Here is a 26,772-nt window from a genome sequence, read left to right as displayed (position 1 = left end):
TCCGACTGATTCTGAACAAAGATCGTGATCACCATTGACTGAGCAAAGCACCCCCGGCGGCGGAAAAACTCCGCCAGGCATCGAGCCGATTTCCATCATCGAGGAAATGCAGCGGTCCTATCTCGATTACGCCATGAGCGTTATCGTCAGCCGCGCGCTTCCCGACGTGCGTGACGGTCTGAAACCCGTGCACCGCCGCATCCTCTACGGGATGAGCGAACTCGGCATCGACTGGAACAAGAAATACGTCAAGTGTGCCCGCGTGACCGGGGACGTGATGGGTAAGTACCACCCGCACGGCAACATGGCGATCTACGACGCTCTGGCGCGTATGGCGCAGGACTGGTCGCTCCGCCTGCCGCTGATCGACGGCCAGGGCAACTTCGGTTCCGTCGACGGTGACCCGCCGGCCGCAGAGCGCTACACCGAGTGCCGCCTGCAGAAGGCTGCGCATTCGCTGCTCGACGATCTCGACAAGGAAACGGTCGACTTCCGCGACAACTATGACGGCACCTTGCAGGAGCCGGTCGTCGTTCCCGCGAAGTTCCCGAACCTGCTCGTCAACGGCGCCGGCGGTATCGCCGTCGGCATGGCGACGAACATTCCGCCGCACAATCTGGTCGAAGTCATCGGCGGCTGCATTGCGCTGATCGACAATCCGGCCATCGAACTGCCGGAGCTGATGGAAATCATCCCGGGTCCGGACTTCCCGACCGGCGCGTTGATCCTCGGCCGTTCCGGCATCCGTTCGGCCTATGAGACCGGCCGCGGCTCGGTCATCATGCGCGGTCGTGCCCATGTCGAGCCGATGCGTGGCGATCGCGAGCAGATCATCATCACCGAGATCCCCTTCCAGGTGAACAAGGCGACGATGATCGAGAAGATGGCCGAATTGGTGCGCGACAAGCGCATCGAAGGCATCTCGGACCTGCGTGACGAATCCGACCGCCAGGGGTACCGCGTCGTCGTCGAGCTGAAGCGCGACGCCAATGCCGACGTCATCCTCAACCAGCTTTACCGCTACACGCCGCTGCAGACCTCGTTCGGCTGCAACATGGTGGCGCTGAACGGCGGCAAGCCGGAACAGATGACGTTGCTCGACATGCTCAGGGCTTTCGTCTCCTTCCGCGAGGAAGTCGTTAGCCGGCGCACGAAGTACCTGCTGCGCAAGGCGCGTGACCGCGCCCATGTGCTGGTCGGTCTCGCCATCGCCGTTGCCAACATCGACGAAATCATCAAGCTCATTCGCACGGCGCCCGATCCGCAGACGGCGCGCGAGCAGTTGATGGAGCGCCGCTGGCCGGCCCACGATGTCGACAGCCTCATCCGGCTGATCGACGATCCGCGCCACCGGATCAACGACGACAACACCTACAACCTTTCGGAGGAGCAGGCCCGCGCCATCCTCGACCTGCGCCTGCAGCGCCTGACCGCGCTCGGCCGCGACGAAATCGGCGACGAACTCAACAAGATCGGCGAGGAAATCAAGGATTACCTCGACATCCTGTCGTCACGCCTTCGTATCATGACCATGGTCAAGGACGAGCTCATCGCCATCCGTGACGAGTTCGGCACGCCGCGTCGTTCCGAGATCATGGAAGGCGGCCCGGATATGGACGATGAGGATCTCATCGCCCGTGAAGACATGGTCGTGACAGTCTCGCATCTCGGCTACATCAAGCGCGTGCCGCTGACGACCTACCGGGCGCAGCGTCGCGGCGGCAAGGGCCGTTCGGGCATGGCGACCAGGGACGAGGATTTCGTTACCCGGCTATTCGTCGCCAATACCCATACGCCGGTCCTGTTCTTCTCCTCGCGTGGCATCGTCTACAAGGAGAAGGTCTGGCGCTTGCCGATCGGCACCCCGCAGTCGCGCGGCAAGGCGCTGATCAATATGCTACCGCTGGAACCCGGCGAGCGCATCACCACGATCATGCCGCTGCCCGAGGACGAGACGACCTGGGAAAACCTCGATGTCATGTTCTCGACGACCCGAGGCACCGTTCGCCGCAACAAGTTGTCGGACTTCGTCCAGGTCAACCGCAACGGCAAGATCGCGATGAAGCTCGACGAAGAGGGCGACGAGATCCTGTCCGTCGACACCTGCACCGAGCGCGACGATGTCATGCTGACGACGGCGCTCGGCCAGTGCATCCGCTTCCCGGTCGACGACGTGCGCGTCTTTGCCGGCCGCAATTCGATCGGTGTGCGCGGCATCAACCTCGGCGATGGCGACCGGATCATCTCCATGGCGATCGTCGGTCATGTCGACGCCGAGCCCTGGGAGCGTGCGGCTTACCTCAAGCGTGCGGCCGCCGAACGGCGCGCGGCAACGGGTGAAGAGGAAGAGATCTCACTCGTCGGGGAGGAAGTCACTGACGGCGGCGAGCTGTCGAACGAGCGCTACGAAGAGCTGAAGGCCCGCGAGCAGTTCGTGCTGACGGTTTCGGCCAAGGGCTTCGGCAAGCGTTCCTCGTCCTACGACTTCCGCACCTCAGGTCGCGGCGGCAAGGGCATCCGCGCCACCGATACCTCGCGGACGTCGGAGATCGGCGAACTCGTGGCAGCCTTCCCGATCGAGGACAACGACCAGATCATGCTCGTGTCCGACGGTGGCCAACTGATCCGCGTGCCGATCAACGGTGTCCGGCTTGCGAGCCGCGCCACGAAGGGCGTCACCATCTTCTCGACCGCCAAGGACGAGAAGGTCGTCTCTGTCGAGCGCATCAGCGAGCCGGAAGGCGATGACGAGGGTGAAGGCGAAGCTGAGGGCGCGGTCGTCGAAAACGGCGCGCCGGAAACGCCTGCCGAATCCGAGAGCTGATCGCTGTTTGCGGAAGATTTTACGAACACGAAAAGGCCCGCTATCTCAGCGGGCCTTTTCGCATAAGGGGCAAGTGATCCCGGATTGCGGCCGGCCCCGTGATTGCACGGCAAGGCCTGGAATTCAGCCTTGGTCGTCGGCGTTCCCGACGGTGGGCGCGATGCCGCGGATGTAGCCGCGCAGCCCCTTGGCAAGGGCATCGAAGGTGACGCGACAGCGTGGCGCCGTCTTCAGGTTTTCGTGCATCACCAGCCAGGTCTCAAGCTTCATTTCGAAGAGCCCCGGAAGCACCGGAAGCAAGTCCGGATCCCGCGCCGCCAAGCCATTTTGGCAGATTCCGATGCCAAAGCCGGCGCGGATGGCAGCAAGCTGGGCGAGATTGCTGTCAGCCTTGAACGCGAACCGTGCGGCGGGCAGTTCCGGCGCGCGGGCGATGATCGCACGGATCGCTGCAGTTTCCCGGTCGTAGCCGATCAGGCTATGATCTTTCAGCTCAGCCAGCGTTTCGGGCGTGCCACGCCGCTCGACGTAGCGGCGATGGGCGTGAAAACTGATCGGCACTCCGCCGATGTGGCGAGCAATCAGCGCGCCCTGTGTCGGCGCGACCATGCGCACCGCAATATCGGCTTCCTGGCGCAGCAGATCTTCAACCGTGTCGGAAGCCGATAGCTCGATCGTCAAGCCCGGATAGGCGGCATGCAGGTCTGCAAGGATCGGCGGCAGAACCTCCACGCCGATCACTTCGCTCGCGCTGATGCGCACAGTGCCGCTGATTGCATCGCGCTGACTGGATGCTTCGCGCAGCAGCGCTGCCGATGTCGCTGCCAGCGTCTCGGCATAGGGTTTGAGCGCCAAGGCAGCATCGGTCGGTAGCAAGCCGTGCGGAGATCGGACAAAGAACGGGTAGCCAAGCCTCGTTTCCATGGCATCGATGTGCCGGCCGATTGTGGGTTGCGTCAGGCCAAGTTCGCGGGCGGCGGCCGAAAGCGACCCCTCCTGGAGTACCGTCAGGAACGTTTTGTAGATGTCCCAGCTCAAATCCACCTTGTTCATATATTTAAGTATATCACACAAAGAATTTTCGACAATTCCGTTTAATGCGTCAACGGGCGATGCTTGTTCCACCGAAACGGATGGAGCGTTGGATGACTGAATTGCAGGAAAACGCGAAGGTGGCGCTGGTGCTTGGCGCGACCGGTGGTATCGGCGGCGCCGTGGCGCGCGGGCTGATTGCGCGCGGGTGGACGGTGCGCGCCTTGAACCGAAACGCCGGGAAGGCCGCGCAAACTGCCCCGGCGTTCGGCTGGCGGCAGGGCGACGCGATGAACCCGAGCGATGTCCTCGCCGCAGCAGACGGCGTCGGGCTCATCGTGCACGCGGTCAACCCGGCAGGCTATCGCAATTGGGGTACTTTGGTTCTGCCGATGCTGGACAACACGATTGCCGCCGCCAAGGCAAACGGTGCGCGCATCCTGCTACCGGGAACGATCTACAATTTCGGTCGCGACGCCTTTCCGGTGCTGACCGAAGAGGCGCCGCAGAACCCGGATACCGACAAGGGGCTGATCCGCAAGGAGATGGAACTTCGGTTGAAGGCGGCATCGGAGGCGGGCGTCGGCGTCATCATCGTCAGGGCCGGCGACTTCTTTGGTCCGGGCGCTGCTAATAATTGGTTTTCTCAAGGACTGGTGAAACCGGGAAAGCCGTTGACGGCGATCTCCTATCCGGGCCGCAAGGGCGTCGCTCACCAATGGGCCTATCTGCCCGACGTTGCCGAAACGATGATGCGCCTCGTGGAGCGCGCCGACAGCTTGCCGCGCTTCGCCGTCTATCACATGCGCGGCTTCCTTGACCGGAACGGAATGGAGATGGTCGAAGCCATCCGCCGCGTCGTCGGCAAGCCGAAACTGTCGGTCAGGGCATTTCCCTGGTGGTTGATCGGGCTTGCTTCGCCCTTCGTTCCGCTTTTTGCAGAGTTGCGCAAGATGCGCTACCTCTGGCGCGAACCGCTGCGCATGTCGAACGAACGGCTGCTTGACGTACTCGGCGAAGAGCCGCACACGCCGATCGACCAGGCGGTTGGGACAACCCTTCGAGGACTTGGTTGTTGCGGTGGCATGGTCGTCGCGGCGAAACGGTAAGCCGGGCAGGGCGCATATTGCGCCTGCTGCAACTGGCGCTTGGCACTTGGCAACGGCCTCTGCCGCCGCTGCCATTTTGCGGATGCTTCGCGCAGAATTGCTAGGAAGTGCTCGCGGAGGTCCTCGGCGACGCGATCAGCTCGGAACTAGCGCGAGATCGCCTAGTTGCGGAAGACGAGGCAGGCGCCGCCGCTCTTGCGAATGGTGGCGCACAGCTTGTTTGCCTCCGCCTGGCTCTCGCGGCCGATGCGCGCGGCGTAGCGGATACGCACCCCGAAGCTTGCATTGCGTTCGCGGAGCAGAAGCGCCTTCTCGCTGCGGATCGGCTCGGGTAGCCGCTTGACGGCGCTGACAAAAAGCCGCTGGGCCACCGACTTCTGGAAATGCGCCGCAAGCTGCACGCCCCAAGGCGCCCACTCCGCCTCGTCGATCACTTCAATGTCGGGAAGACGCCGCGTGCTCGCCAGGCTCACGCATCCCTCGAGGAAGTTCTTGTTCTTGTCCAGCGTCAGGTCCAGCGTTTTCGGCGGGTTGTCGCGCCAGTCCTCGACGCTGTAGGCGGTGATGGCCAGGACATAATTGCGCGTTTCAGCGGGCAGCCAGTCAACCTCGAGGAAGCGCTCCAAGCCACCTTCACCCGCATTGTAGGCGGCGGCGGCAAAGCCGAGATTGCCGTAGCGGGATTTGAGTTCGTTCAGATATTCGGCGGACTTGCCGAGCGCTTGCACGACGTCGAAGCTGTCGTTGAGGCCGCGCAGCTTGGCCGTTCCCGGCATGAATTGCGCGATCCCTTCAGCGCCCTTCGGACTGACGGCATTTGGTCGAAACAGGCTTTCACGCCAGATGAGCCGGGCGAAGAAGGCAGCAGGCAGGTCGTTCGCCGTCGCGTAGTGGTTGATCACGCCGCAGATGTCGCGGGCAAAGTTCTCCTTGCTGATGCAAAGCGATGTGGCAGGGTCTGCCGCCGATCGGCCCGAATAGACGCATTTCGGGCGAGGGGGGAGGTCATCGATACGGGCTGAGGCCGGCGCCGGAGAAAGTGCATTCATGCAGGCAAGTGTCACCAGTGCGGTGCGCAACGCATGCGCCCAGGTGCCTGGTCTACCCTTCCGTTGAGAATCCACGTCGCAGTGCTTCCCGAAACCGTTGCCTCACGTTCATACCATTTCCGCTTGTCGCGACAAACCGGGGCATTGCAAGGGCGGACCACCTGCCAGCCGATTGTCAGCGCGGCGATCCCGTTGGCAGCACCAACTGCATGAAGGTGAGGTCGAGCCAGCGCCCGAACTTCGTGCCCACCTCGGGCATTCGGCCGGTCTCGACAAATCCAACTTGGGCATGCAGGCGGATCGAAGCGGTGTTCTCCGATTCGATCGCAGCGACCATCACATGTTTGCCGATCCGCTCCGCTTCGGCAATCAGGGCGACCAGGAGCTTTCGTCCTATGCCAGCGCCGCGACGGTTTTTGTGCACGTAAACGGAGTGCTCGACGGTATGGCGATAGCCGTCGAAGGCACGCCAATCGCCAAACGAGGCATAACCAACGACTTCGCCATCCTCGGAGACAGCGACCAGGATCGGGTAGCCCGCATCCGCACGTGCCTTTAGCCATGCGGTGCGGTTGGCGACGTCGACCAGGGTCTCATTCCAGATCGCCGTCGTGTTTGCCACCGCGTCGTTGTAGATCTCGCAGATGACTGGCAGATCGCTCTGGTTGGCCGCCCTGATCAGCATGCGCTTGTTCCTTGTTGTTGTTCACTATATGGCTACACCATGAATACTAAAGTAGACAGTCTCGATCAACGTCTCAGTGAGCGAATTCGCCTCGAACGGGAGGCGCGTGGCTGGTCGCTCAGCATGCTCTCCGATCGGTCCGGCGTGTCGCGCGCGATGATCCACAAGATCGAGCATGGCGACAGCAGCCCGACAGCAACCCTGCTTGCAAAGCTGTCGGCCGCGTTCGGTCTCACGATGTCCAGTTTGATTGCGCGTGCGGAGATGAGCCAGGGACGGCTGTCGCGGCGCCAGGATCAAGCCGTTTGGCGCGATCCGCAAAGCGGCTACCTCCGCCGTCACGTCTCGCCAATGTCGGACCTTCCGCTCGAACTTGTGGAAGTCGAGCTTCCGAGCCGTGCCGACGTGCCGATCCCCGCATCTGCCTATGCGCTCCATCGTCGGTGGATTTGGGTGAAGCAGGGCAGCCTGACCTTTGTCGAGGGAGGAGAGACGCATGTCCTTGCCGAGGGAGACTGCCTGGAGCTCGGCCCGCCGCAGGATTGCGTCTTCAGCAATGCCGGCAGCGAACCCTGTATCTATGCCGTCGTTCTCTTGAAAACCGGCTGATCCTCAGCGATCAAGCTCGGCGATGGCGATCCGAGCCATCGTCAGGTCGCTCTCAACACCGAAATCGTCACCATCCTCGAGAAACCAGGCCGCGGAAAGCCCGGCATAGGCCAGCACCCAATTCAGGATCCGGCGCGGGGCAAGGCCCGCTTCCTCGGCGACAATGGGCAGATGTCGCTGCAGCCGACCCGGGGCGGTCACCAAGGGCAGTTCCGGATTGCAGAAGAGGTTGGCGTAATCGTAGCCACGATCGCCAACGACGCGCTTGGGGTCGATCGCCAACCAGCCTCGCTCGCCGAAGTCGAGAATGTTGGCGTGGTGAACGTCGGCGTGCAGCACGACAGGCGGTTCGGGATCGGCAAGCAGGGTCTTGGCCGCATCGAGGGCGCGCGCAAACAGGCCGCCTTGAGCGGGAGCGGCGGTTTCCAGGGACGAGAACCACTTGTCGAGCGGCACGAGGTCGGTGGGAATGGGGGTGGAACGCGGGGCGTGGAGTTCTGCAACCGAGCGGCAGATGATGCGCGTCACCTCTTCGTCACTTCCCGTCATCGCCATGTGAAACAGGTTCCGCTGGCTGTCGGCACGCTCTATCAGGACTGCATCCGTGTCCCACTCGTAAACCTTCGCAGCGCCTTGCCCGTTCCAGTAGACCATCGGCAGGCGCCCGAACTTTTCTTCGGGATCCTGCGCAACTTTGAGCATCGCCGACTGGTTGCCATAGCGCACGGGAAAGAGATGGCTGGACGGGGTGACGATCGCATCGCCGTCGGGCTGCAATGACCATTTTTCGAAATAAGAAGCGAACATAAACAGGGTCTTCCCAGACAAAATACCCCCGCCGGGCGGCGAGGGTACTTGGCCATGTGGGCGCTTCAGACGACCTGTTCAAGGGCCGGGTAGTCGGTGTAGCCCTTGGCGCCACCGCCATAGAAGGTCGCCTGGTCGGGCGCGTTGAGCGGAGCGTCCTGCTTCAGCCGTTCCACGAGATCCGGGTTGGAGATGAACGGTTTTCCGAAAGCGACGAGATCGGCCTCGCCGTCCTTCACCGTCTTTACGGCGAGGGAGCGGTCATAGCCGTTGTTCGTCATCCAGGCGGCCTTGCCGCCGGCCGCGACATAGGTGGCGCGCAGCGCCTCGTAGTCGAACGGCTGGTCGCCCTGCTGGTGGTCTCTCGGACCGCCCGTCGCCCCTTCGATGATGTGGATGTAGGCAAGCGGATAGCGTGCGAGGTTCTTGACCACATAACCGAAGACCGATTGCGGCTCCGGGTCGAAGGCATCGTTGGCCGGCGTGACGGGTGAAAGGCGGATGCCGACGCGACCGGCGCCGATCTCCTTGGTCACGGTTTCCACAACCTCAAAGAGGAAGCGCGCACGGTTTTCGATCGGGCCGCCGTAGCTGTCGCTGCGATGGTTCGAGCCGGACCGCAGGAACTGGTCGATGAGATAGCCGTTGGCCGCATGGATCTCGATGCCGTCGAAGCCGGCGTCTATCGCGGCGCGTGCAGCCTTACGATAGTCTTCGACAATCCCTGCGATCTCGGCAACGCCCAAGGCGTGCGGCTCGGACGTCTCGGAAAACGAGCCAGTTCCGTCAGGGTTGATCAGGTAGGTCTTGGATTTCGCGCGGATGGCGGAAGGGGCAACCGGCTTGCCCCCGTTCGGCTGCAATGAGTTGTGCGAGATGCGGCCGACATGCCAGATCTGCACGACGATCCGTCCACCCTTGGTATGCACCGCGTCGGTCACCTTGCGCCAGCCATCGAGCGCCTCCGGCGTGTAGAGGCCGGGCACGTCGGCATAGCCTTGGCCCTGCTGGGTAATCGCCGTTCCCTCCGTAATCAGCAGGCCGGCCGTTGCGCGCTGCTCGTAGTAGGTGACGTTCAACGTGTTCGGCACGGCGCCCGGCGAACGGTTGCGGGTCAAAGGCGCCATGACGATGCGGTTCTTAAGCGCGATGTCGCCGATGGTGATGGGGTCAAAAAGCGTAGGCATGGGAAGTCCTTTCGATCCTGTCTGCTTGGGAGGAGCTTGGTTCAGAGGGTGCCGATGTCCCTGAGGAAGGCGGCGATGGTTTCTTCGTTGCGGCGGTAGAAGATCCACTGGCCGAGCCTGCGGGTTGTCACGAGATCGGCGCGTTGAAGGATAGCGAGGTGGGAGGAAACCGACGACTGCGACAGGCCGCAGCGCTCGAACTGACCGGCGCAGACGCCGAGATCGAGCGGATGCTCCTGCATCGGGAAGTGGCGCTCCGGTTCCTTCAGCCAGGCAAGGATGTTGACCCGGACCGGGTGAGCAAGAGCCTTGAGGATTTCATCGCGGTTCATCGTGTATCGCCATATCGTGGTTTAACGATACATGTATGTCCGATATCCGATATACAAATCACGAGCGCGTGAGCGCGAGGATGAAGGCAAAAAAAGAGGGCCTCAAGAAAACTTGGGCCCTTGTAGTTGTGAAGGTAATAAGAACCTCCAGAGGGGAACAGCTAATGCGGTGGCGGGGAGGAGAAGCCACCAAGAATGCATCAGCTGCATTTTGATATGGGAAACGAACTATCGGCTTTCAATAGCCGACCGAAATTTTCATCAAAGCTCGCTTGTCTTCCAAAGGGTAGACAAAAAAAGAGGGCCACAAGATGACTTGGGCCCTTATAAGTTGTGAAGGTAATTAAACCTCCAGAGGGGAACAGCTGCTGCGGTGGCACTGGGAGGAGAAGCCACCAAAGATGCATCAGCTGAGTGTTGTATGCTGCTTTTTTGGGCGAGCAGCAATCATTTAATATGCATGACTGCCATGCCATGTGCGCATCCCTGCCCAATTTTGCAGCGAACAACAAAAATGCGCCGCAAAAATTCTGCGACGCATCCGACAATTCTCAAGGAAAACAATCAGTTATGCTCGATACCGGCAAATGCTCGAAAATGGAGCATTTGCCGGCGTGGCCTCAGAAGTTCCAGTTCCTGGCCTTGGCGACGATGTAGTCGCGGAAGACCTTGAGTTTTGCTGCGTTCTTTATCTCATCGGGATAGCAGAAGTAGGTATCGAACGACGGGATGTCGGCACTGATCGGCAGCTGGATGAGACCCGGGTCGCGGCCGACGATGTAGTCGGGCAGCATGGCGACGCCGATGCCCAGAAGGCAGGCGCGCTTGATCGACGTCTGGCTGTTGATCTGCAGGTGCGAGACGCGCGGATTGTCGGAATCGCGCCCGGCGATTTCGAGCCAGTTGACATCAAGAAGGTAGTTCGGCGCCGGCTCGCCGAAGGTGATGATGCGGTGGTTGTCGAGGTCTGCGACCGACTGCGGCTCGCCGTACTTGTTGATGTAGGACGGAGCTGCGTACACATGCATGTGCACGGTGAACAGCTTGCGCTGGATCAGGTCCGACTGCTGCGGCTGGCGCAGGCGGATGGCGCAGTCGGCATGGCGCATGTTCACGTCCAGTTCCTCGTTGTCGAGGATCAGCTGGACCTGCACCTCCGGGTGCAACGACATGAACTCCTGGATCTTGTCCGTGAGCCACCCCTGGCCGAGGCCAACCGTGGTGGTGATGCGCAGCTTGCCGCTCGGCTTGTCCGTGGTCTCGCTGAGCTGGACCTTGACGCTCTCAAGCTTCATCAGCACTTCGTGCGCGGTACGATAGAGGATTTCGCCCTGTTCCGTGAGGATCAGGCCGCGCGCGTGGCGATGGAACAGCTTGATGCCGACATCCTGCTCCAGCGAGCTGACCTGGCGGCTGATCGCCGACTGAGAGAGATGAAGCTTGTCTGCCGCATGCGTGAACGACCCCGCCTCGGCCGCCGCGTGAAAAATGCGCAGTTTGTCCCAGTCCAGCGACATGAAGTCCCCCATATAAAACCACTCCGGGAGACAGGGGCCTGTCTTCCGGGCGTGGCTGATGCGTCTGTTCCCACTCGGGAGAGGTACCTTTGCGGTACCACCCCGATTCGCAGCTTCTATTCGGCTGCAATTGCGACGGGCATATGACCCGCCAGGTATTTCTCGGCTTCAAGCGCCGCCATGCAACCCATGCCGGCTGCGGTAACTGCTTGACGATAAATGTCGTCCGTCACGTCACCTGCGGCAAAAACGCCGGGCACGTCCGTTGCCGTCGAATCGGCCGCGGTCCAGAGATAGCCGTTCGACTTCTGCCGGAGCTTGCCTTTGAAAAGTTCGACGGCCGGTGCGTGCCCGATCGCGACGAACACGCCGTCCGTGACCATGTCTGCAGTTTCACCGGTCTTGGTGTTGCGCAGTTTTACGCCGTTGACCGATGCCGGCATCGGCGGCTTGGCCGGCGCTCCGAGATATTCGACCACCTCGTGATCCCAGATGATCTTAACGTTCGGCTTGGCGAACAGGCGTTCCTGCAGGATCTTTTCGGCGCGGAAGCTATCGCGGCGGTGAACGACCGTCACGGTCTTGGCGAGGTTGGAAAGATAGAGCGCCTCTTCCACGGCCGAATTGCCGCCGCCAACCACGATAACGTCCTTGTTGCGGTAGAAGAAGCCGTCGCAGGTGGCGCAGGCCGAAACGCCGAAGCCCATGAAGGTCGGCTCTGTCTCGATGCCAAGCCATTTCGCCTTCGCGCCGGTCGCGATGATAAGCGCGTCTGCAGTCCAGTCAGTCCCGCTATCGGTCTTGATACGGAACGGGCGGACGGACAGGTCAACATCGGTCACCAGATCGTTGACGATCTCGGCGCCCACATGGGTCGCCTGCTTCAGCATCTGTTCCATCATCCAGGGGCCCTGGACCGGATCGGCATAACCCGGATAGTTCTCCACGTCGGTGGTGATCATAAGCTGACCGCCCTGTTCCATGCCGGCGATCAGGACGGGCTCAAGCATCGCGCGCGCCGTATAGATAGCAGCCGTGTAGCCAGCCGGGCCGGAGCCAATGATCAGCACTTTCACGTGACGGGCAGTCATAGTCTTGTCCTTCGTTCATCGGACAGGAAAACGACCTCATCCGATTCCATTGCGTCAATGGGAAATAGTTCCATAGTTTAGGTATTCCGCACCACGACTTTCAAGGGCATCCGCCGTGATACACACAAGTGCTTGAGCCTTAAGCTGTGTTTCACCACCAGATGACGCGTTTGTGCATCAGGCGCAACCCGTCAAACGCCTCATCGGCGCTCTGATCGGCTCGCGGGGAACGTCGGACGCACAGAAGCCCCGGTCGGCGACACCGTTCAACTCACTTTACGGTCAATTGGGCTCTGGAGACGCCATTTTCCGGCGAATAGTGGGCGCGACTGCTTGTTGTCCCGCGGGTTTGGCGATATTTCACGCGGATTCACTTTGCTGGAGAAGAGTATGGGGTTGAATGCAAGTCGCGTCTGGCTCGACCGCGAACTCACAGCCTTTGGCGAATCGCTGCCGGAAGGCTGCCTCGTGCTCGACGCGGGCGCTGGGTCGCAGGCCTACGCACCCAAATTCTCCAAGCAACGTTACGAAAGCGCCGACTTTGAGCAGGTCGAGAAAAAATACAAGCCCAGCACTTATGTTTGCGACCTCAGGAAAATTCCGGTCGAGGATGGACGGTTCGACGCGATCGTCTTCACGCAAGTGATGGAGCACGTTCCGGAACCGAAGCTGGTTCTGCAGGAACTTCACCGGGTCCTGAAACCCGGAGGCAAGATGTTCTTCTCCGCACCGCTCTACTACCCGGAGCACGAGCAACCCTACGATTACTATCGCTATACCCAGTTCGGCCTGCGTTACCTTTTCGATGAAACGGGCTTCGAGATTGGCGAAATCCGCTGGCTAGAAGGTTTCCTGGCGACGGTCGCCCATCAGCTGCGCCATATGCGCGGGCGGTTTCCGAAGACCCCTTCAGGATACGGCGGCGGCATTGTGGGCGTGTTTCTCCTCGTATTCTTCCAGCTCTTCGGCCTGGTTGCGCGATTTGTGTCGCCATTTGCCCGCTACGCGGATATTCGAAAGCGCTATACCGACAAGGGTCTGCCGATCAACTACATGGCAATTCTGACAAAACCGGTTGCTTGACGAAACCGCGTCAAACAACCCAACACGCCAGGCATTCTGCTTTGACTTCGCGCACCGCCCGAAGTCACCACGCAAAAAGGACAAACGTTCATGACGAAACAAGTCGAGCTCGACGCTATCGATCTCAAGATCCTTCGCGAGCTCCAGCGTGATGGCCGGATGACCAACGTCGATCTCGCCCAAAGGGTCGGCATTTCCGCGCCGCCATGCCTCAGACGCGTTCGCAAGCTTGAGGAAACCGGTGTCATCAAGGGCTACCACGCGCTCCTGAACGCGCCGGCGCTCGGGTTCGACCTGGTTGCGTTCTGTATGGTGGGCCTCAAGCGCCAGTCGGAGGCCGATCTCAAGGCGTTTGCCGCCGCCACCGCCGAATGGCAGATCGTCCGGCAGGCCTGGACAGTTTCCGGCGAAAGTGACTTCCTGCTGCACTGTGTCGCCGAGAACCTGACGACATTCCAGGATTTCGTCATCGAGGTGCTGACGGCCAACGAGCGCGTCGACACCGTGCGCACGATGTTGACCATCCGCCAGGTCAAGGACATCGGCCTCGTGCAGATCTAGGACCATCATGAACAAGCTTCCGCTGTCCGCCTTCATCATCTGCCAGAACGAAGAGGCCTATCTCGGCAATTGCATCGAGAGCCTCGATCAATGTGCCGAAATCGTCATTGTCGATTCCGGCTCGACAGACGGCACGCCGGCGCTGGTGCAGTCCTTTATCGACAAGGGCTGGCCGATCCGCTTCCTGCACGAGCCGTGGCGGGGTTATGCCGGACAGAAGCAGTTCGCGCTCGACCAGTGCACGCAAGCCTGGTGCTTGAACATCGATTCCGACGAGCGCCTCGACGCACCGCTGAAGGCCCTGCTGCCGTCGCTGCTCGATGCCCCCGCGGAGACCGTCGGCTGGCGCGTGGCGCGCAGGCCCTACCTGATCGGTTACGGCTACACGCCGGAGCGCGTGCACGAGCGGCGGAACCTACGTCTGATCCGCAAGGGCAGGGGCCGCTACGACCTCAACCAGAAGGTCCATGAAGGCATCGTGCCGGACGGCGCGGTGGGTGCTGCGCGCAAGGGAAGCCTCCTGCATTATCGGCCGCTCATCATCGACGAGCAGATCCTCAAGGAAAACAAGTACTCCACCTTGAAGGCGGACCAGCAGTTTGCTGCCGGAAAGTCGGCGCGACCCTACAAGATGCTGTTCAGCCCGCCGCTCTATTTCCTGCGGCTCTACTTCCGCAACGGGCTTTGGCGCTGCGGTTTTCCCGGTTTCATCGAAGCGATGACGGGGGCGGTCTACGCCTTCCTCACCGCAGCAAAGATCTATCAGAGGCACGCGCTGAAACGGCACCCGAACCATGACGACATGGATCGGCGCCAGACCAGCCCGTGAGGTTTCCATGAAAGTCATGCATTTCCACTTCGGCAAGGACGGTGGCGCAGAGCGCTTCTTCGTTCATCTGGTCAACGCACTCGGCGAGCGTGGCGTCGAACAGACATCCGTAATCCGCCCGGGACGGATCTGGCGGAAGGACATCGAGGGCGCGACGCGCATTATCGAAAGCAACTTCCGCAACCTGTCGCTCGATCGCATCCTCTTGCCGATGAAGGTCAGCAGCATGGCGCGCCGCGAAAAGCCGGATGCGCTATTTGCCTGGATGCCGCGCGCGAGCCGGTTGATGCCGAACTACAAGGGCTGCATCAAGATCTCCCGGCTCGGCGACTATCCCTTGCGCCTCGATTACTTCCGCAACACGGATTGCCTGGTCTGCAACACGCCCGGCATCGCCGAGCATGTGCGCAAGATCGGCTGGAAGCGCGACGTCGAAGTGATCTCCAACTTCACCGGCACGGAACGCGTCGCCCCGGTCAGCCGCGCCACGCTGGATACGCCGGAGAACGTACCGGTCGTCATGTCGATGGGACGCTTCGTTCCACGCAAGGGATTCCACACGCTGATCCAGGCAATCGCCAAGGTGCCGGACACCTATCTCTGGCTGATCGGTGACGGCGAGGAACGCGAAAACCTCGAGAAGCTCGCGGCCGATCTCGGTGTGGCCAAGCGCGTGCGCTTTGCAGGGTGGCAGAAGGACACGCGGCCCTTCCTCGCCGCCTCCGACATCTTCGTCATGGCATCGAGCCACGAGCCGCTCGGCAACGTCGTCCTCGAAGCCTGGGCGCAAGGCACGCCGGTGGTGTCCAGCCGTTCGGAGGGGCCGCAATGGTTCATGCGCGACGGCGAGAATGGGCTGTTGGTCGATATCGGCGATGCGGATGGCTTCGCCCAGGCGATCGACCGGATCGCCAGTGACGCCGCACTCGGCGAGCGCCTTGCGGAACGCGGGCATGAGACGTTGATGAGCCAGTTTTCCAAGCAGGCAATCACCGACGCCTATATGAAGCTGTTCGCCTCGAAGCGCTGAGCGCGCTGCGGCAGGGGCGGGAAACGCCCCTGCATGGAAAGCCTGCCACCACCACAGCGGACGGTCAGGAGCGCATCAGTCGTTCGTAGACCGCATTGATCGCGCGCGCTTCGCCTTCGATTGCGAAGGAGGCGCAGGTCAGTCCGAGCCCGTTGGCGCCGGCCATGGTCCGGCGTTGGTCATCGTCCATGAAGCCCGCTGCCGCCTCGACCATCGCCTGCAGATCATTGGCCGGGATGATCGTACCGGTTTCCTGCTCTCCGACGACCACGAGTTCCGAAAACGCACCCACATCGGTTGCAACAACCGGCACGCCCGTCGCCATCGCTTCCAGTGGCGTCAGTCCGAAGCCTTCCCAGCGCTGCGGAGCGACAAAAAGATCAAGTGCGCGGTACCAGTCGGGAATGTTGGTATGTTCGCCGACAAAGCGAATGCGGTCGGTGAGGCCCGCCTTCGCAACCCGCTCCCTGAGCTCGTTTTCGAAGGCGACGTGCGGGCCGGTCGCCCGCCCCGCGACGATGGCGCTCCAGCCGGGCCGGCATGGCAAAAGGGCGATCATGCTGTCGACGAAGAGGTCGGTACCCTTTTGATGCCGAACGCGCCCGAAGCAACCGACATATTTCTGAGCGGGATCAAGGCCGAGTGCCGTCTTGGCGAGGCCGACGTCGGCAGCCGGCTGGAAGCGCTTGGTGTCGATGCCGTGCAGGATGACCGTATTCGGAACCGTGAGATAGGCGGCGGTCTTGCCGCTTGTCGCGATCACCGCGTCCATCCTCGAAATCAAGAACTTGCTCCAGCCGGTGTGGCGGCGTTGCGAGGCGGACGTGAAGACGATCTTCAATTTCATCCTGAAGAGGTCGCGCAGCACGATCGCGGGTAGCATCTCGACATTGCGGCGTGCATGCCAGACGCGGCAGGGACGACCGTCGGGAGCGTTCCACAGGCGCAGAAGGTCGCGAAAGCGGATCGAGGGCAGGGTGTCGGGCAGGCCGGTCCCCAGCACAGCGATCTTTTCTCCGAGTGCGCGCTGGATCGGGATCAGTTGAATGATGGTGGATGTCACGCCCGAGAGGCGGCGCTTGAAGTTGGGCGCGATGACCTCGACGTTCCGGATATCGGCCACGAAAGCGCACTCCTTGCGCGAGCAATGATCGTCTTCAGGAAGGGAAATTGGGGCGAAGGAAGACTTCGCCCCCGCCGAGGCTGATCAGCCCCAGTTTACGGCGAGAATTTCGTAGGCCTTGGAACCGCCGGGAGCGTTCACTTCGATCGAATCGCCGACTTCCTTGCCGATCAGCGCGCGGGCGATCGGGGAAGAGATCGAGATGCGGCCGGCCTTTACGTCGGCCTCCTGATCGCCGACGATCTGATAGGTCTTTTCTTCTTCCGTGTCTTCGTCGACCAGCTTGACCTTGGCGCCGAACTTGATCTTCGAACCGGACATCTTTGAGAGATCAATGACTTCCGCGCGTGCGATCAAGTCTTCAAGCTCGGTGATCCGGCCTTCGTTGTGGCTCTGCGCTTCCTTGGCAGCGTGGTACTCGGCATTTTCCGACAGGTCGCCATGTGCACGGGCTTCAGCAATCGCCTCGATGATTCGTGGGCGTTCTTCCTGCTGGCGCCAGCGCAGCTCCTCCTGCAGGTTGACGAATCCACCCTGTGTCATCGGCACTTTTTCGACCATTTCAATGTCCTTCATTAAGCACGAGGCGCCGCCCTTTGGGCGGCGCCAACGCAAAAGAAAACGGTCTCCGGCGCGCGAGCGCCGGAACCGTCCGAAACTTCGAACCCTCGTTATAGCAGAAACGGCGGCGCGAAAGCCAGATATTTCGCCGTCGTCCACCGAACCCTGGATGTCGCTTGCAACTTGTGGGAGCGGCCAACCGCTGGCAAGCTTCTAAGAAAGTGCTTTACCTCAACCGTGGTTGAGGTCGTAGCACTCGTGTTCCTGCACGATATCAGCGAAGGAATGGTACCCCATGAATCTAGCCAGTGACGACGGCAATCTCGGCGAGGGAGAGGCATTGCCGCAGGAGGATGGCCGTTGGAGCGAACTGCTGCGACCAGACTATCTCGCGGCGACGGTCACTCTCTGTCTTGGGGTCGCACTCTTTGCCTTCAACGAGTTTTTCGTCTCGACCGCGCTTCCGACGGCAGTCGAGGAGTTCGGCGGCGCGACGCTTCTGTCCTGGGCGGTCACCCTATACCTCGTCTTTGCCATCCTTGGCGGCGCGGTCGCTGCCAATCTCAAGGCAAGGTTCGGGGCGCGTGGCACGCTGATCGCGGCTGCTGCCGTGTTCGTTGCGGGCACTTTCGTTGCTACGGCCGCAAGCAGCATGCCGCAAGTGCTCGCCGGCCGGATATTCCAAGGCTTCGGGGAAGGGATTATCGCTGCGGTCTGCTATGCGTTGATCCCGGAACTCTTTCCGCCTCGGCTGGTGCCAAAGATCTTTGGCGCAGAAGCGATCGTCTGGGCGACGGCCGCCTTCGGTGGCCCGCTGATATCAGGATTTCTCACCGAGTATTGGTCATGGCGGGCAGCCTTCGGCGTCAACATTCCGGCCGCAGCGCTCTTTGTCGCCCTGGTGCTAGCCATTGTTCCGGCGAAAACGGCATCGACCGCAAAGCCCCGCCCGATCCCGCTGATGCGGCTGATCGTCGTGGGCGCCGGTATATTGCTGATATCCGTTTCGAATGCGGCCCCCAGCGTGGTGTTGATGGCGGCCGCTCTCGCAACGGCGTTGACGATCCTCTGGGCTGCGGTCGAGACGGATCGTCGGTCCGAGCATTCGATCCTGCCGGTCGGCGCTTTCTCGGTGAGCAAACCACTCGGTACCGGCCTCTGGGTCGTGTTGCTGATGCCGCTGGCACAAGCCTCCGGCTCGGTGTACCTCATCTATGGTCTTCAGCATGTCTGGAATTTCAGCCCGACCGCCGCCGGTTTTTCCGCCGCCATGATGGCGATCTCCTGGAGTGCGACCGCAATTTTCGTGGCCAGCCTGCGTTCTCACGACTTGCGCGTGAAATTGATGGCGATCGGGCCAGCACTCCTCAGCCTGGGGCTGGCCGGTCTAACGTTTTCGATCGCTTCTGACGAATTCCGGCTGATCTTTCCGAGCCAGATCGCCGTCGGCGCCGGCTTCGGTATATCCTGGGGAACGCTCAGCCAGTTGATGATGGACGTTTCGCCGCGCGGTGAACGGGACAAGACCTCAGCGCTTCTGCCGACCCTTCAATCAGCGGGGTACGCCATCGGCGCTGCGATCTGTGGACTGACGGCAAATCTCAAAGGCTTCGACGAAAAGGCAAGCGTGGAGACGATCCACGGGGCTCTGCTGGCCGTCTTCGTCGTCGCGTGCCTGATCTCGACGGTGTCGGTCTATTTCGGGCAGCGGACGGTGCGCTTGGCGGCAAAAGGCTCGCAAGGCCGACAGCGCAAGGCAGGAACGCCCCGTTTCGACGAAACAACGGAATGATTTAAGCGGCAGCGTGCAGCTGGGCTCCGATTTGACGGCCTCCGAGCAGGGCCTGCTGTTCGTGACGGCGGCCGATCGACGGAAGGATCGTCGCTAGCAGCCTGTGCGCGCTGTTGAAAACCTCGACCTTCAGCGAGCCGTAGTCGGCATCGCGACCGATCTTGTCGGCGATCCGCTGGCCGTAGTAGAGCGCCGAGCCCTCGTCGAAATGGTTGATCCCGTCTTCATCGACGACGTGCTCGTCGTCCCAATGCAAATCGAAGAAATAGCGCTGCACGATCTTGCCCCATAAAGCACCCGCCGGAGACGCCTCCGAAACTTGAGTGCATGGGCGCATGAAAACACGCGATGGGAGAATGTAGGCTGAACCGGCCGTTCATGCGGCGTTCAGCGGGGCCGGCCCGATCGAGCGCCGTGCCCGGAAAGGCTACCGGTCGGTGGGCGTAAGGGGGAGTAGAAACGGCGCGCGAAGGTCTCGCGCGCCGTAATTGTCGTCAAGCCTTGAAGTAGCTCTGCAGCGGGCGGACTTCGAGGCTGCCGGCCTTCAGCGCCTTGATCGCATGCGCGGCCGCTTCGGCGCCCGACATGGTCGTGTAGTAGGGCACCTTCTGCATCAGCGTTGCGCGGCGCAGAGACTTGGAGTCCGAGATCGCCTTGTTGCTGTCCGTCGTGTTGATCACGAGCTGGACGTGGCGGTTGCGGATGGCATCCTCGACATGCGGGCGGCCTTCCTGGACCTTGTTGATCTTGGTCGCGGCAATGCCGTGTTCACCAAGGAAGCGTGCCGTTCCGCCGGTTGCCATGACCTTGAAGCCGATGTCGACCAGAATGCGGATCGCCGGAAGGACGCGGGTCTTGTCTTCGTCGCGAACCGAAACGAACACCGTTCCGTCACGCGGCAGGTCGACGCCGGCGCCGAGCTGCGACTTGGCGAAGGCGAGTGCATAGTCGGTGTCGAGACCGATGACTTCGCCGGTCGAACGCATTTCCGGGCCGAGCAAAGTGTCGACGCCAGGGAAGCGCGCGAAGGGGAAGACAGCTTCCTTCACCGCAATGTGCTTCAGGTTGCGCGGATCCGGCTTTTCGCCATAGGCGGCGATCGCCACGTCGAGCGCTTCGCCGGCCATGACGCGGGCGGCGATCTTGGCGATCGGCGCGCCGATCGTCTTGGCGACGAATGGCACGGTGCGCGAGGCGCGCGGGTTGACTTCGAGTACGTAGATCGTGCCGTCCTTGATCGCGAACTGCACGTTCATCAGGCCGCCGACGTTGAGTGCCTTGGCAAGGGCGCCCGTCTGGCGTTCGAGTTCGTCGACCATCGCCGCATCAAGTGTGTGCACCGGCAGCGAGCAGGCGCTGTCGCCCGAGTGAATGCCGGCTTCCTCGATGTGCTCCATGATGCCCGAGACGAAGACGTCCTTGCCGTCGCACAGGCAATCGACATCGACTTCCGTCGCGTTTGTCAGGTAGCTGTCGAACAGCAGCGGGTTCTTGCCGAGCAGCGTGTTGATCTGGCCGGTCTTGTCGTTCGGGTAGCGCTGCTTGATGTCTTCCGGAACAAGGCCCGGAACCGTGTCGAGCAGGTAGCTCTGCAGCATGCTTTCCGAATGGATGATCTGCATCGCGCGGCCGCCGAGAACGTAGGACGGGCGCACGACCAGCGGGAAGCCGATCTCGGCCGCAACGAGGCGAGCCTGCTCGACCGAATAGGCAATGCCGTTGTTCGGCTGGTTAAGGTCGAGCTTCATCAGAAGCTTCTGGAAGCGGTCGCGATCTTCGGCAAGGTCGATCGCGTCAGGTGCGGTACCGAGGATCGGGATGCCGTTCTTTTCGAGCGCCTCGGCGAGCTTCAGCGGCGTTTGGCCACCGAACTGCACGATGACACCGACCAGTTCACCCTTTTCCTGCTCGGCTCGCATGATCTCGATCACGTCTTCGGCCGTCAGCGGCTCGAAGTAGAGGCGATCGGAGGTGTCGTAGTCGGTCGAAACCGTCTCGGGGTTGCAGTTGATCATGATTGCTTCGTAGCCGGCATCCTTCAAGGCGAAGGCCGCGTGGCAGCAGCAATAGTCGAACTCGATGCCCTGGCCGATACGGTTCGGGCCACCGCCGAGAATGACGACCTTCTTGCGGTCGGAGACCTCGGCCTCGGAACGGGCGGCACCGACGAAGGGCGTCTCGTAGGTCGAGTACATGTAGGCGGTCGGCGAGGCGAATTCGGCAGCACATGTGTCGATGCGCTTGTAGACCGGGCGTACGTTCAGCGCATTGCGCAGTTCGGCCACTTCCTTCGGACGCTTGCCGCCAAGCGTGGCAAGACGGGCGTCGGAGAAGCCCATGGCCTTCAGCATGCGCAGGTTCTCGGCATCCTTGGGAAGGCCGTGCTCGCGGATGCGCGCTTCCATGTCGACGATCGCCTTGAACTGGGCGATGAACCACGGGTCGATCTTGCTCGCTTCGTGGACCTCGGCCTCGCTCATGCCATAGCGCAGTGCCTGGGCGACCATGCGCAGACGGTCCGGCGTTGGCGTGCCGATCGCAGCGCGGATGGCGTTGCGGCCATCGCCGTTCTCGTCCATGTCAGGAATTTCGATCTCGTCGAGGCCGGTAAGGCCGGTCTCGAGACCGCGCAGCGCCTTCTGCAGCGATTCGGCAAAGGTGCGGCCGATCGCCATGACTTCGCCGACCGACTTCATCGCCGTCGTCAGAACCGGCGAGGCGCCCGGAAACTTCTCGAAGGCAAAACGCGGGATCTTGGTGACGACATAGTCGATCGAGGGTTCGAACGACGCAGGCGTCGCACCGCCGGTGATGTCGTTGTCGAGCTCGTCGAGCGTGTAGCCGATGGCGAGCTTCGCCGCGATCTTGGCGATCGGGAAGCCGGTCGCCTTGGAGGCAAGCGCCGAGGAGCGCGAGACGCGCGGGTTCATTTCGATCACGACCAGGCGACCGTTCTCCGGATTGACGGCGAACTGCACGTTCGAGCCACCGGTCTCGACGCCGATCTCGCGCAGAACCGCGATCGAGGCGTTGCGCATGATCTGGTATTCTTTGTCGGTCAGCGTCAGCGCCGGAGCGACCGTGATCGAATCGCCGGTGTGCACGCCCATCGGATCGATGTTTTCGATCGAGCAGATGATGATGCAGTTGTCCGCCGTGTCGCGGACGACCTCCATCTCGTATTCCTTCCAGCCGAGCACCGATTCTTCGATCAGCACTTCGGTGGTCGGCGACGCATCGAGGCCGCTGCCGACGATGTCGAAGAATTCGGTGCGGTTGTAGGCAATGCCGCCGCCGGTACCGCCGAGCGTAAACGACGGACGGATGATGGCGGGCAGGCCGACATCGTCAAGCGCTTGGGCGGCAATCGCCATGGCGTGGTTCATGTAGCGCTGCTTGCGGTCGCCTTCGCCGAGGTTCCACTGGTTTTCCAGTTCGTCGAGCGCCTTGTCGAGTTCGGCACCGGAAAGACGGCCCTTCAGTTCGGCGCGTTCGGCCTCATGCACCTTGCGGTCATGGTCCTTGATGTCGGTGGCGTTGGCCAGCCGCGACATCGGCGTCTCCAGGCCGATCTTCGCCATGGCCTCGCGGAAGAGGGCGCGGTCTTCTGCCTTGTCGATCGCGTCCGGCTTTGCGCCGATCATCTCGACATTGTAGCGCTCGAGCACGCCCATGCGGCGCAGCGACAGGGCGGTGTTGAGCGCCGTCTGGCCACCCATGGTCGGCAGCAGTGCGTCCGGCCGTTCCTTGGCGATGATCTTGGCGACAACCTCAGGGGTGATCGGTTCGACGTAGGTGGCATCCGCCAGGCCCGGATCGGTCATGATCGTCGCCGGGTTGGAGTTGACGAGGATGACGCGGTAGCCTTCCTCCTTCAACGCCTTACAGGCCTGGGTGCCTGAATAGTCGAATTCGCAAGCCTGACCGATGACGATCGGCCCCGCGCCGATGATAAGAATGGACTTGATATCTTGGCGCTTCGGCATGGTCGATCATCCGTTTCTAGCTGCGCGAAAAACCGGCCGAGGTGGGAGGTCACCGGCCGGGCACGCATTGATGGGTCTTTTCAGGCTAGAAGCGGCTTATAGGCAAATGTTTCTGCAAGCGAAACCCCGAAAATTCCGGAATCGACAAGAACCCGGTATATTTGCCGCGTGGCTGCTCCCTGCAGGAACGAATTCGTGCCTCAAACATCAGGTGCGCTCGGGGATCACGAGAACCTTGACCTCGCCGGCTGCAGGCGGGTGTGAGATGACGGCGCCCGCCTCGTCGAGCGTGACGCGCCGCGAAATCAGCTTGTCGATCTCGATTGCGCCTGAGGCGACCAGATCGGCCGCGCGGCGGTGCACGAACGGATTGATGAAGGACCCAAGCACGCGCAGTTCGCGAAAGAGGATGTCGAACGGCTCGATCTCCACCGTCTCGCCCTGCGGCATGACACCGAGGATGGCGACCGTTCCGCCGGCCTTGGCAAGTCGTGTCGATTGCCTGACTGTCTCGGCGACGCCGGCACATTCAATGACGACATCGACGCCGCCGGGGCACAGCCCGTCGTTGCCGGCGATCCGCTCGATGATGTCGGTGGAGGAGGGATCGACGGTCGCCGTCGCGCCGAGCTCTTCCGCCAGCCGCCGCTTGGCGGCCTGCCGTGTCGACAGAATCACGGTAGTGGCGCCGGCAAGCCGCAGAAGCTGAACCGTCAAAAGGCCAATGACACCGCCGCCAAGCACGACGGCGGAGGAACCGGCGCGAATCCCGGCCCTGTCCACGCCATGCAGGCAACAGGCGAGGGGTTCGCAGAAGGCGCCGTGTACCGGATCAAGCGTGAGCGGAATCTCGTAGGCCTGCTTGCGCGGCACGAGGACGTAATCGGCAAAGCCGCCGTCGCGGTGGATGCCGATTGCCCGCAAATTGCGGCAGAGATTGACACGGCCAGCGGTGCATTGCGGGCAGGTCCCGCAGGAAATGTTCGGATCGCCGGTGATGCGCGCGCCGATGGCGATGTCGGAGACGGCTTGACCGGCTGCTTCGACGATGCCGCAGAATTCGTGACCGAGCGTCACCGGCGGCGTCGACGGGAACTCACCATGCAAGAGGTGGCGGTCGGTACCGCAGATGCCGCAAGCTTCGACCCGCACGAGAAGATCATTCGGACCAGGCTTGGGTTTTTCCACCTCGGCGACCGTGAGGTGGCCGATGCCTTCGAGCCGCAATGCCTTCATGATCGTGCCTCCCGATCTTTTTCTCGATTGCAAATAGGATCGTTAAAGCCACGCGTGGTCAAGGATACGCCTTCGGGCGCGCTACGCTCGCCGCAAGCCCCCGAAAAGATTGGCATGATTGCAACCTTGCCGGCCCGTTTGCGTTTTACAACTGCGTTCGGCCGGGCATATAAAAGGTCTGACCGATATATCCTATCGCCCATGCCGGGAGGACAGACCATGGAATGGAAGGGCCGCCGCCAATCCGACAACGTCGAAGATCAGCGGGGCGCGAGCCCTGGCGGCCTCGGTGGCAGCCCATTCGGTCGCGGCGGTGGCTTCCGCATGCCGGGCGGTGGTGGAGGCATGCGGCGCGCGGGCGGTGGCATGAGCTTCGGCACCATCATCTTTCTCGTCGTTCTCTACTTCATCCTCAAGGCCATGGGCATCGACATGCTGCAGGTTCTGAACGGTGGCGGAAGCCCGGTTCAGCTGCCCGGCTTCGAGCAGAGTGACGGCTCGCCGGCGCCACAGGGGACCGCCCAGGAAGAGGAAATGAAGCAGTTCATGGCGACCGTGCTCGCCGAGACCGAGGACACCTGGCACGGCATCTTCCAGGCCAATGGCCAGCAATACGAAGAGCCGAAGATGGTGCTCTTCCGTGGCCAGGTACGCTCGGCCTGCGGCTTTGCGTCTGCCGCGTCCGGTCCGTTCTATTGCCCGGGTGACCACAAGCTCTATCTCGACATGAGCTTCTTCGATGAGCTGTCGCAGAAGTTCGATGCGGCGGGCGATTTTGCGCAGGCCTACGTCGTGGCGCACGAGGTCGGGCACCACGTCCAGAACCTGATCGGCGTTCTGCCGAAGTTCAACCAGATGCGGCAGTCGATGAGCGAGACGGAAGCCAACCAGATGTCGGTGCGCGTCGAGCTGCAGGCTGATTGTTTCGCCGGCGTCTGGGGCAAATATACCCAGCAGAAGGGCTTGCTCGAGCAGGGCGACCTTGAAGAGGCGCTGAACGCCGCCACCCAGATCGGCGATGACACGCTGCAAAAGCGCATGCAGGGCTATGTCGTGCCCGAGAGTTTCAACCACGGAACGTCGGAACAGCGCATGCGCTGGTTCAAGCGCGGCTTCGACAGCGGCAAGATGTCGGCCTGCGACACCTTCTCCGGCGCCGTCTGAGATTGCCGACAAGACATGCGAAAAGGGCCGGCACTCATGCCGGCCCTTTTCGTTTGGTCAGGATTTCGTTCGCTACCCGCGCTCGCTGTCCATGTGGGCGAGCTGTGCTTCCGGGTAGCGCGCGCCTGCAGCCGCATCTCGCGGTACGACGCGTTCAATCACGGCCCGATCGTCGGCGCTCAGATGCACGTCGCGTGATGCCAGCGCCTCGGCAAGCCGGTCACGTCGGCGGGCGCCGACGAGGGGAACGATGTCCTTGCCCTGGGCTGCCACCCAGGCAATCGCGATTTGCGCGACCGACACGCCCTTGCTTTCGGCAATCTGCCTGAGCGCTTCGACAAGCGCGAGGTTCTTGTCGACATTGCCCTCCTGGAACCGCGGGCTCATGGCGCGGAAATCACCCTTGCCGGCGGCACCCTTTTGCCAATGACCGCTGATCAGGCCACGCGACAGCACACCATAGGCAGTGATGCCGATGCCAAGCGCGCGGCAGGTCGGCAGGATTTCGTCCTCTATGCCGCGTGAAATCAGCGAATACTCAATCTGCAGATCCGAAATGGGGTGAACGGTCGCGGCTCGGCGGATGGTCTCAGGCCCGACCTCGGATAGGCCGATATGCCTGACGTAACCCGCCTTCACCATGTCGGCGATCGCGCCGATGGTGTCCTCGATCGGAACATCCGGGTCGAGCCGCGAGGGACGATAGACGTCGATATGGTCGACGCCGAGCCGCTGCAGGGAATACGCGAGGAAATTGCGGATGGCTTTCGGGCGGCTGTCATAGCCTGACCAGTTGCCGGCAGCGTCGCGCAAGGCGCCGAATTTCACGCTCAGGATCGCCTTGTCACGCTTGCCGCCCTTCAGTGCCTCTCCGATCAGCATTTCGTTGTGGCCCATGCCGTAGAAGTCGCCCGTGTCGAGCAGCGTCACACCGGCCTCGAGTGCCGCATGGATCGTGGCGATGCTCTCGGCGCGGTCGGCCGGGCCGTACATGCCCGACATGCCCATGCAACCGAGGCCAAGCGCCGATACCGACGGGCCGGTTTTTCCAAGTGAGACGTAATCCATTCTCGTTCTCCTTCGACAAGGCCGAACCGTCGGCCCGTTTGCTCGGCTTTCTGTTTACTTCGCTCTTGATCGTGCGATAATCCGCTCCTCACCGAAC

General features: G+C 61.9%; 23 protein-coding genes. 9 read left to right on the top strand and 14 right to left on the bottom strand.

All coding sequences use genetic code 11. From position 1 onward, the window contains the following. Positions 1-34 precede the first annotated feature (34 nt). Entirely contained in the window at positions 35-2,824 is a 2,790-nt protein-coding gene (gene gyrA / locus VGO04_RS20460) for a DNA gyrase subunit A (protein WP_327497793.1), read from the top strand. A gap of 123 nt (positions 2,825-2,947) precedes the next feature. Here the strand turns inward: gyrA and VGO04_RS20455 are convergent, their stop codons facing one another. Next, on the bottom strand, positions 2,948-3,877 hold the full coding sequence (locus tag VGO04_RS20455) for a LysR family transcriptional regulator (protein WP_327497797.1): 930 nt from the start codon (positions 3,875-3,877) through the stop codon (positions 2,948-2,950). Positions 3,878-3,969: 92 nt separating this feature from the next. Here VGO04_RS20455 and VGO04_RS20450 point away from each other — a divergent pair, with 92 nt between their 5' ends. After that, a complete protein-coding gene (locus VGO04_RS20450; protein ID WP_327497792.1) occupies positions 3,970-4,965 on the top strand; it encodes an SDR family NAD(P)-dependent oxidoreductase in 996 nt (331 codons plus the stop codon). 161 nt (positions 4,966-5,126) lie between these two features. Here the strand turns inward: VGO04_RS20450 and VGO04_RS20445 are convergent, their stop codons facing one another. Together VGO04_RS20445 and VGO04_RS20440 are read right to left on the bottom strand one after the other, a co-directional pair. After that, positions 5,127-6,014: a lytic transglycosylase domain-containing protein gene (locus VGO04_RS20445; protein WP_327497796.1), complete on the bottom strand. Its 888-nt coding sequence runs from the start codon at positions 6,012-6,014 to the stop codon at positions 5,127-5,129. A gap of 175 nt (positions 6,015-6,189) precedes the next feature. Beyond that, positions 6,190-6,699 (bottom strand): N-acetyltransferase family protein, encoded by a 510-nt coding sequence (locus VGO04_RS20440; RefSeq protein WP_327497791.1) that lies wholly within the window; start codon positions 6,697-6,699, stop codon positions 6,190-6,192. Positions 6,700-6,738: 39 nt separating this feature from the next. Between VGO04_RS20440 and VGO04_RS20435 the strand changes: the two genes are divergently transcribed. Beyond that, positions 6,739-7,308: an XRE family transcriptional regulator gene (locus VGO04_RS20435; protein WP_327497790.1), complete on the top strand. Its 570-nt coding sequence runs from the start codon at positions 6,739-6,741 to the stop codon at positions 7,306-7,308. Between the two features lie 3 nt (positions 7,309-7,311). Here the strand turns inward: VGO04_RS20435 and VGO04_RS20430 are convergent, their stop codons facing one another. The 5 genes from VGO04_RS20430 to trxB form a co-directional block, all read right to left on the bottom strand. Next, positions 7,312-8,115: an aminoglycoside phosphotransferase family protein gene (locus tag VGO04_RS20430; RefSeq protein WP_327497789.1), complete on the bottom strand. Its 804-nt coding sequence runs from the start codon at positions 8,113-8,115 to the stop codon at positions 7,312-7,314. 65 nt (positions 8,116-8,180) lie between these two features. Further along, positions 8,181-9,302, bottom strand: coding sequence for an alkene reductase (locus VGO04_RS20425; protein ID WP_327497788.1), 1,122 nt, complete (start codon positions 9,300-9,302; stop codon positions 8,181-8,183). A gap of 41 nt (positions 9,303-9,343) precedes the next feature. Continuing rightward, positions 9,344-9,634 carry a metalloregulator ArsR/SmtB family transcription factor gene (locus VGO04_RS20420; RefSeq protein WP_327497787.1) on the bottom strand — a complete coding sequence of 97 codons (291 nt, stop codon included), beginning with the start codon at positions 9,632-9,634 and terminating at the stop codon, positions 9,344-9,346. A 620-nt stretch (positions 9,635-10,254) separates the two neighbouring features. Continuing rightward, positions 10,255-11,151 carry a LysR family transcriptional regulator VtlR gene (locus VGO04_RS20415; RefSeq protein WP_327497795.1) on the bottom strand — a complete coding sequence of 299 codons (897 nt, stop codon included), beginning with the start codon at positions 11,149-11,151 and terminating at the stop codon, positions 10,255-10,257. Between the two features lie 116 nt (positions 11,152-11,267). Further along, positions 11,268-12,242: a thioredoxin-disulfide reductase gene (gene trxB / locus VGO04_RS20410; protein WP_327497786.1), complete on the bottom strand. Its 975-nt coding sequence runs from the start codon at positions 12,240-12,242 to the stop codon at positions 11,268-11,270. A gap of 333 nt (positions 12,243-12,575) precedes the next feature. Here trxB and VGO04_RS20405 point away from each other — a divergent pair, with 333 nt between their 5' ends. From VGO04_RS20405 to VGO04_RS20390, 4 genes are all read left to right on the top strand, one after another. Next, positions 12,576-13,325: a class I SAM-dependent methyltransferase gene (locus VGO04_RS20405; RefSeq protein WP_327497785.1), complete on the top strand. Its 750-nt coding sequence runs from the start codon at positions 12,576-12,578 to the stop codon at positions 13,323-13,325. Positions 13,326-13,415: 90 nt separating this feature from the next. Continuing rightward, positions 13,416-13,886 (top strand): Lrp/AsnC family transcriptional regulator, encoded by a 471-nt coding sequence (locus tag VGO04_RS20400; RefSeq protein WP_043614306.1) that lies wholly within the window; start codon positions 13,416-13,418, stop codon positions 13,884-13,886. Positions 13,887-13,890: 4 nt separating this feature from the next. Beyond that, positions 13,891-14,715 (top strand): glycosyltransferase family 2 protein, encoded by an 825-nt coding sequence (locus tag VGO04_RS20395; RefSeq protein WP_327497794.1) that lies wholly within the window; start codon positions 13,891-13,893, stop codon positions 14,713-14,715. Between the two features lie 7 nt (positions 14,716-14,722). Next, entirely contained in the window at positions 14,723-15,745 is a 1,023-nt protein-coding gene (locus tag VGO04_RS20390; RefSeq protein WP_327497784.1) for a glycosyltransferase, read from the top strand. 64 nt (positions 15,746-15,809) lie between these two features. Here VGO04_RS20390 and VGO04_RS20385 read toward each other — a convergent pair whose 3' ends face one another. Continuing rightward, a complete protein-coding gene (locus tag VGO04_RS20385; RefSeq protein ID WP_327497783.1) occupies positions 15,810-16,868 on the bottom strand; it encodes a glycosyltransferase family 4 protein in 1,059 nt (352 codons plus the stop codon). A gap of 84 nt (positions 16,869-16,952) precedes the next feature. Continuing rightward, positions 16,953-17,429: a transcription elongation factor GreA gene (greA, locus tag VGO04_RS20380; RefSeq protein WP_034791305.1), complete on the bottom strand. Its 477-nt coding sequence runs from the start codon at positions 17,427-17,429 to the stop codon at positions 16,953-16,955. Positions 17,430-17,724: 295 nt separating this feature from the next. On the opposite strand from greA, the gene VGO04_RS20375 reads away from it, so the two are divergent. After that, entirely contained in the window at positions 17,725-19,221 is a 1,497-nt protein-coding gene (locus VGO04_RS20375) for an MFS transporter (RefSeq protein WP_327497782.1), read from the top strand. Between the two features lies 1 nt (position 19,222). Here VGO04_RS20375 and VGO04_RS20370 read toward each other — a convergent pair whose 3' ends face one another. From VGO04_RS20370 to VGO04_RS20360, 3 genes are all read right to left on the bottom strand, one after another. Continuing rightward, positions 19,223-19,498, bottom strand: coding sequence for a DUF6894 family protein (locus tag VGO04_RS20370; protein ID WP_327497781.1), 276 nt, complete (start codon positions 19,496-19,498; stop codon positions 19,223-19,225). Positions 19,499-19,715: 217 nt separating this feature from the next. Then, complete coding sequence (gene carB, locus VGO04_RS20365; RefSeq protein ID WP_327497780.1) at positions 19,716-23,207, bottom strand: carbamoyl-phosphate synthase large subunit; 3,492 nt, start codon at positions 23,205-23,207, stop codon at positions 19,716-19,718. Positions 23,208-23,414: 207 nt separating this feature from the next. After that, a complete protein-coding gene (locus tag VGO04_RS20360; protein ID WP_327497779.1) occupies positions 23,415-24,443 on the bottom strand; it encodes a zinc-dependent alcohol dehydrogenase family protein in 1,029 nt (342 codons plus the stop codon). Positions 24,444-24,662: 219 nt separating this feature from the next. On the opposite strand from VGO04_RS20360, the gene ypfJ reads away from it, so the two are divergent. After that, positions 24,663-25,607, top strand: a complete 945-nt coding sequence (gene ypfJ / locus VGO04_RS20355; RefSeq protein ID WP_327497778.1) for a KPN_02809 family neutral zinc metallopeptidase — start codon at positions 24,663-24,665, stop codon at positions 25,605-25,607. A gap of 72 nt (positions 25,608-25,679) precedes the next feature. Here the strand turns inward: ypfJ and VGO04_RS20350 are convergent, their stop codons facing one another. After that, the gene (locus tag VGO04_RS20350; protein ID WP_327497777.1) at positions 25,680-26,675 is read right to left on the bottom strand and encodes an aldo/keto reductase; all 996 of its coding nucleotides are present in this window, start codon (positions 26,673-26,675) and stop codon (positions 25,680-25,682) included. Positions 26,676-26,772 lie beyond the last annotated feature (97 nt).

The sequence above is a fragment of the Ensifer sp. genome (assembly GCF_035999185.1).
Taxonomy (GTDB): domain Bacteria; phylum Pseudomonadota; class Alphaproteobacteria; order Rhizobiales; family Rhizobiaceae; genus Ensifer.
Note: the sequence above shows the minus strand (reverse complement) of the source record. Positions and strands in the feature narration are given on the sequence as shown.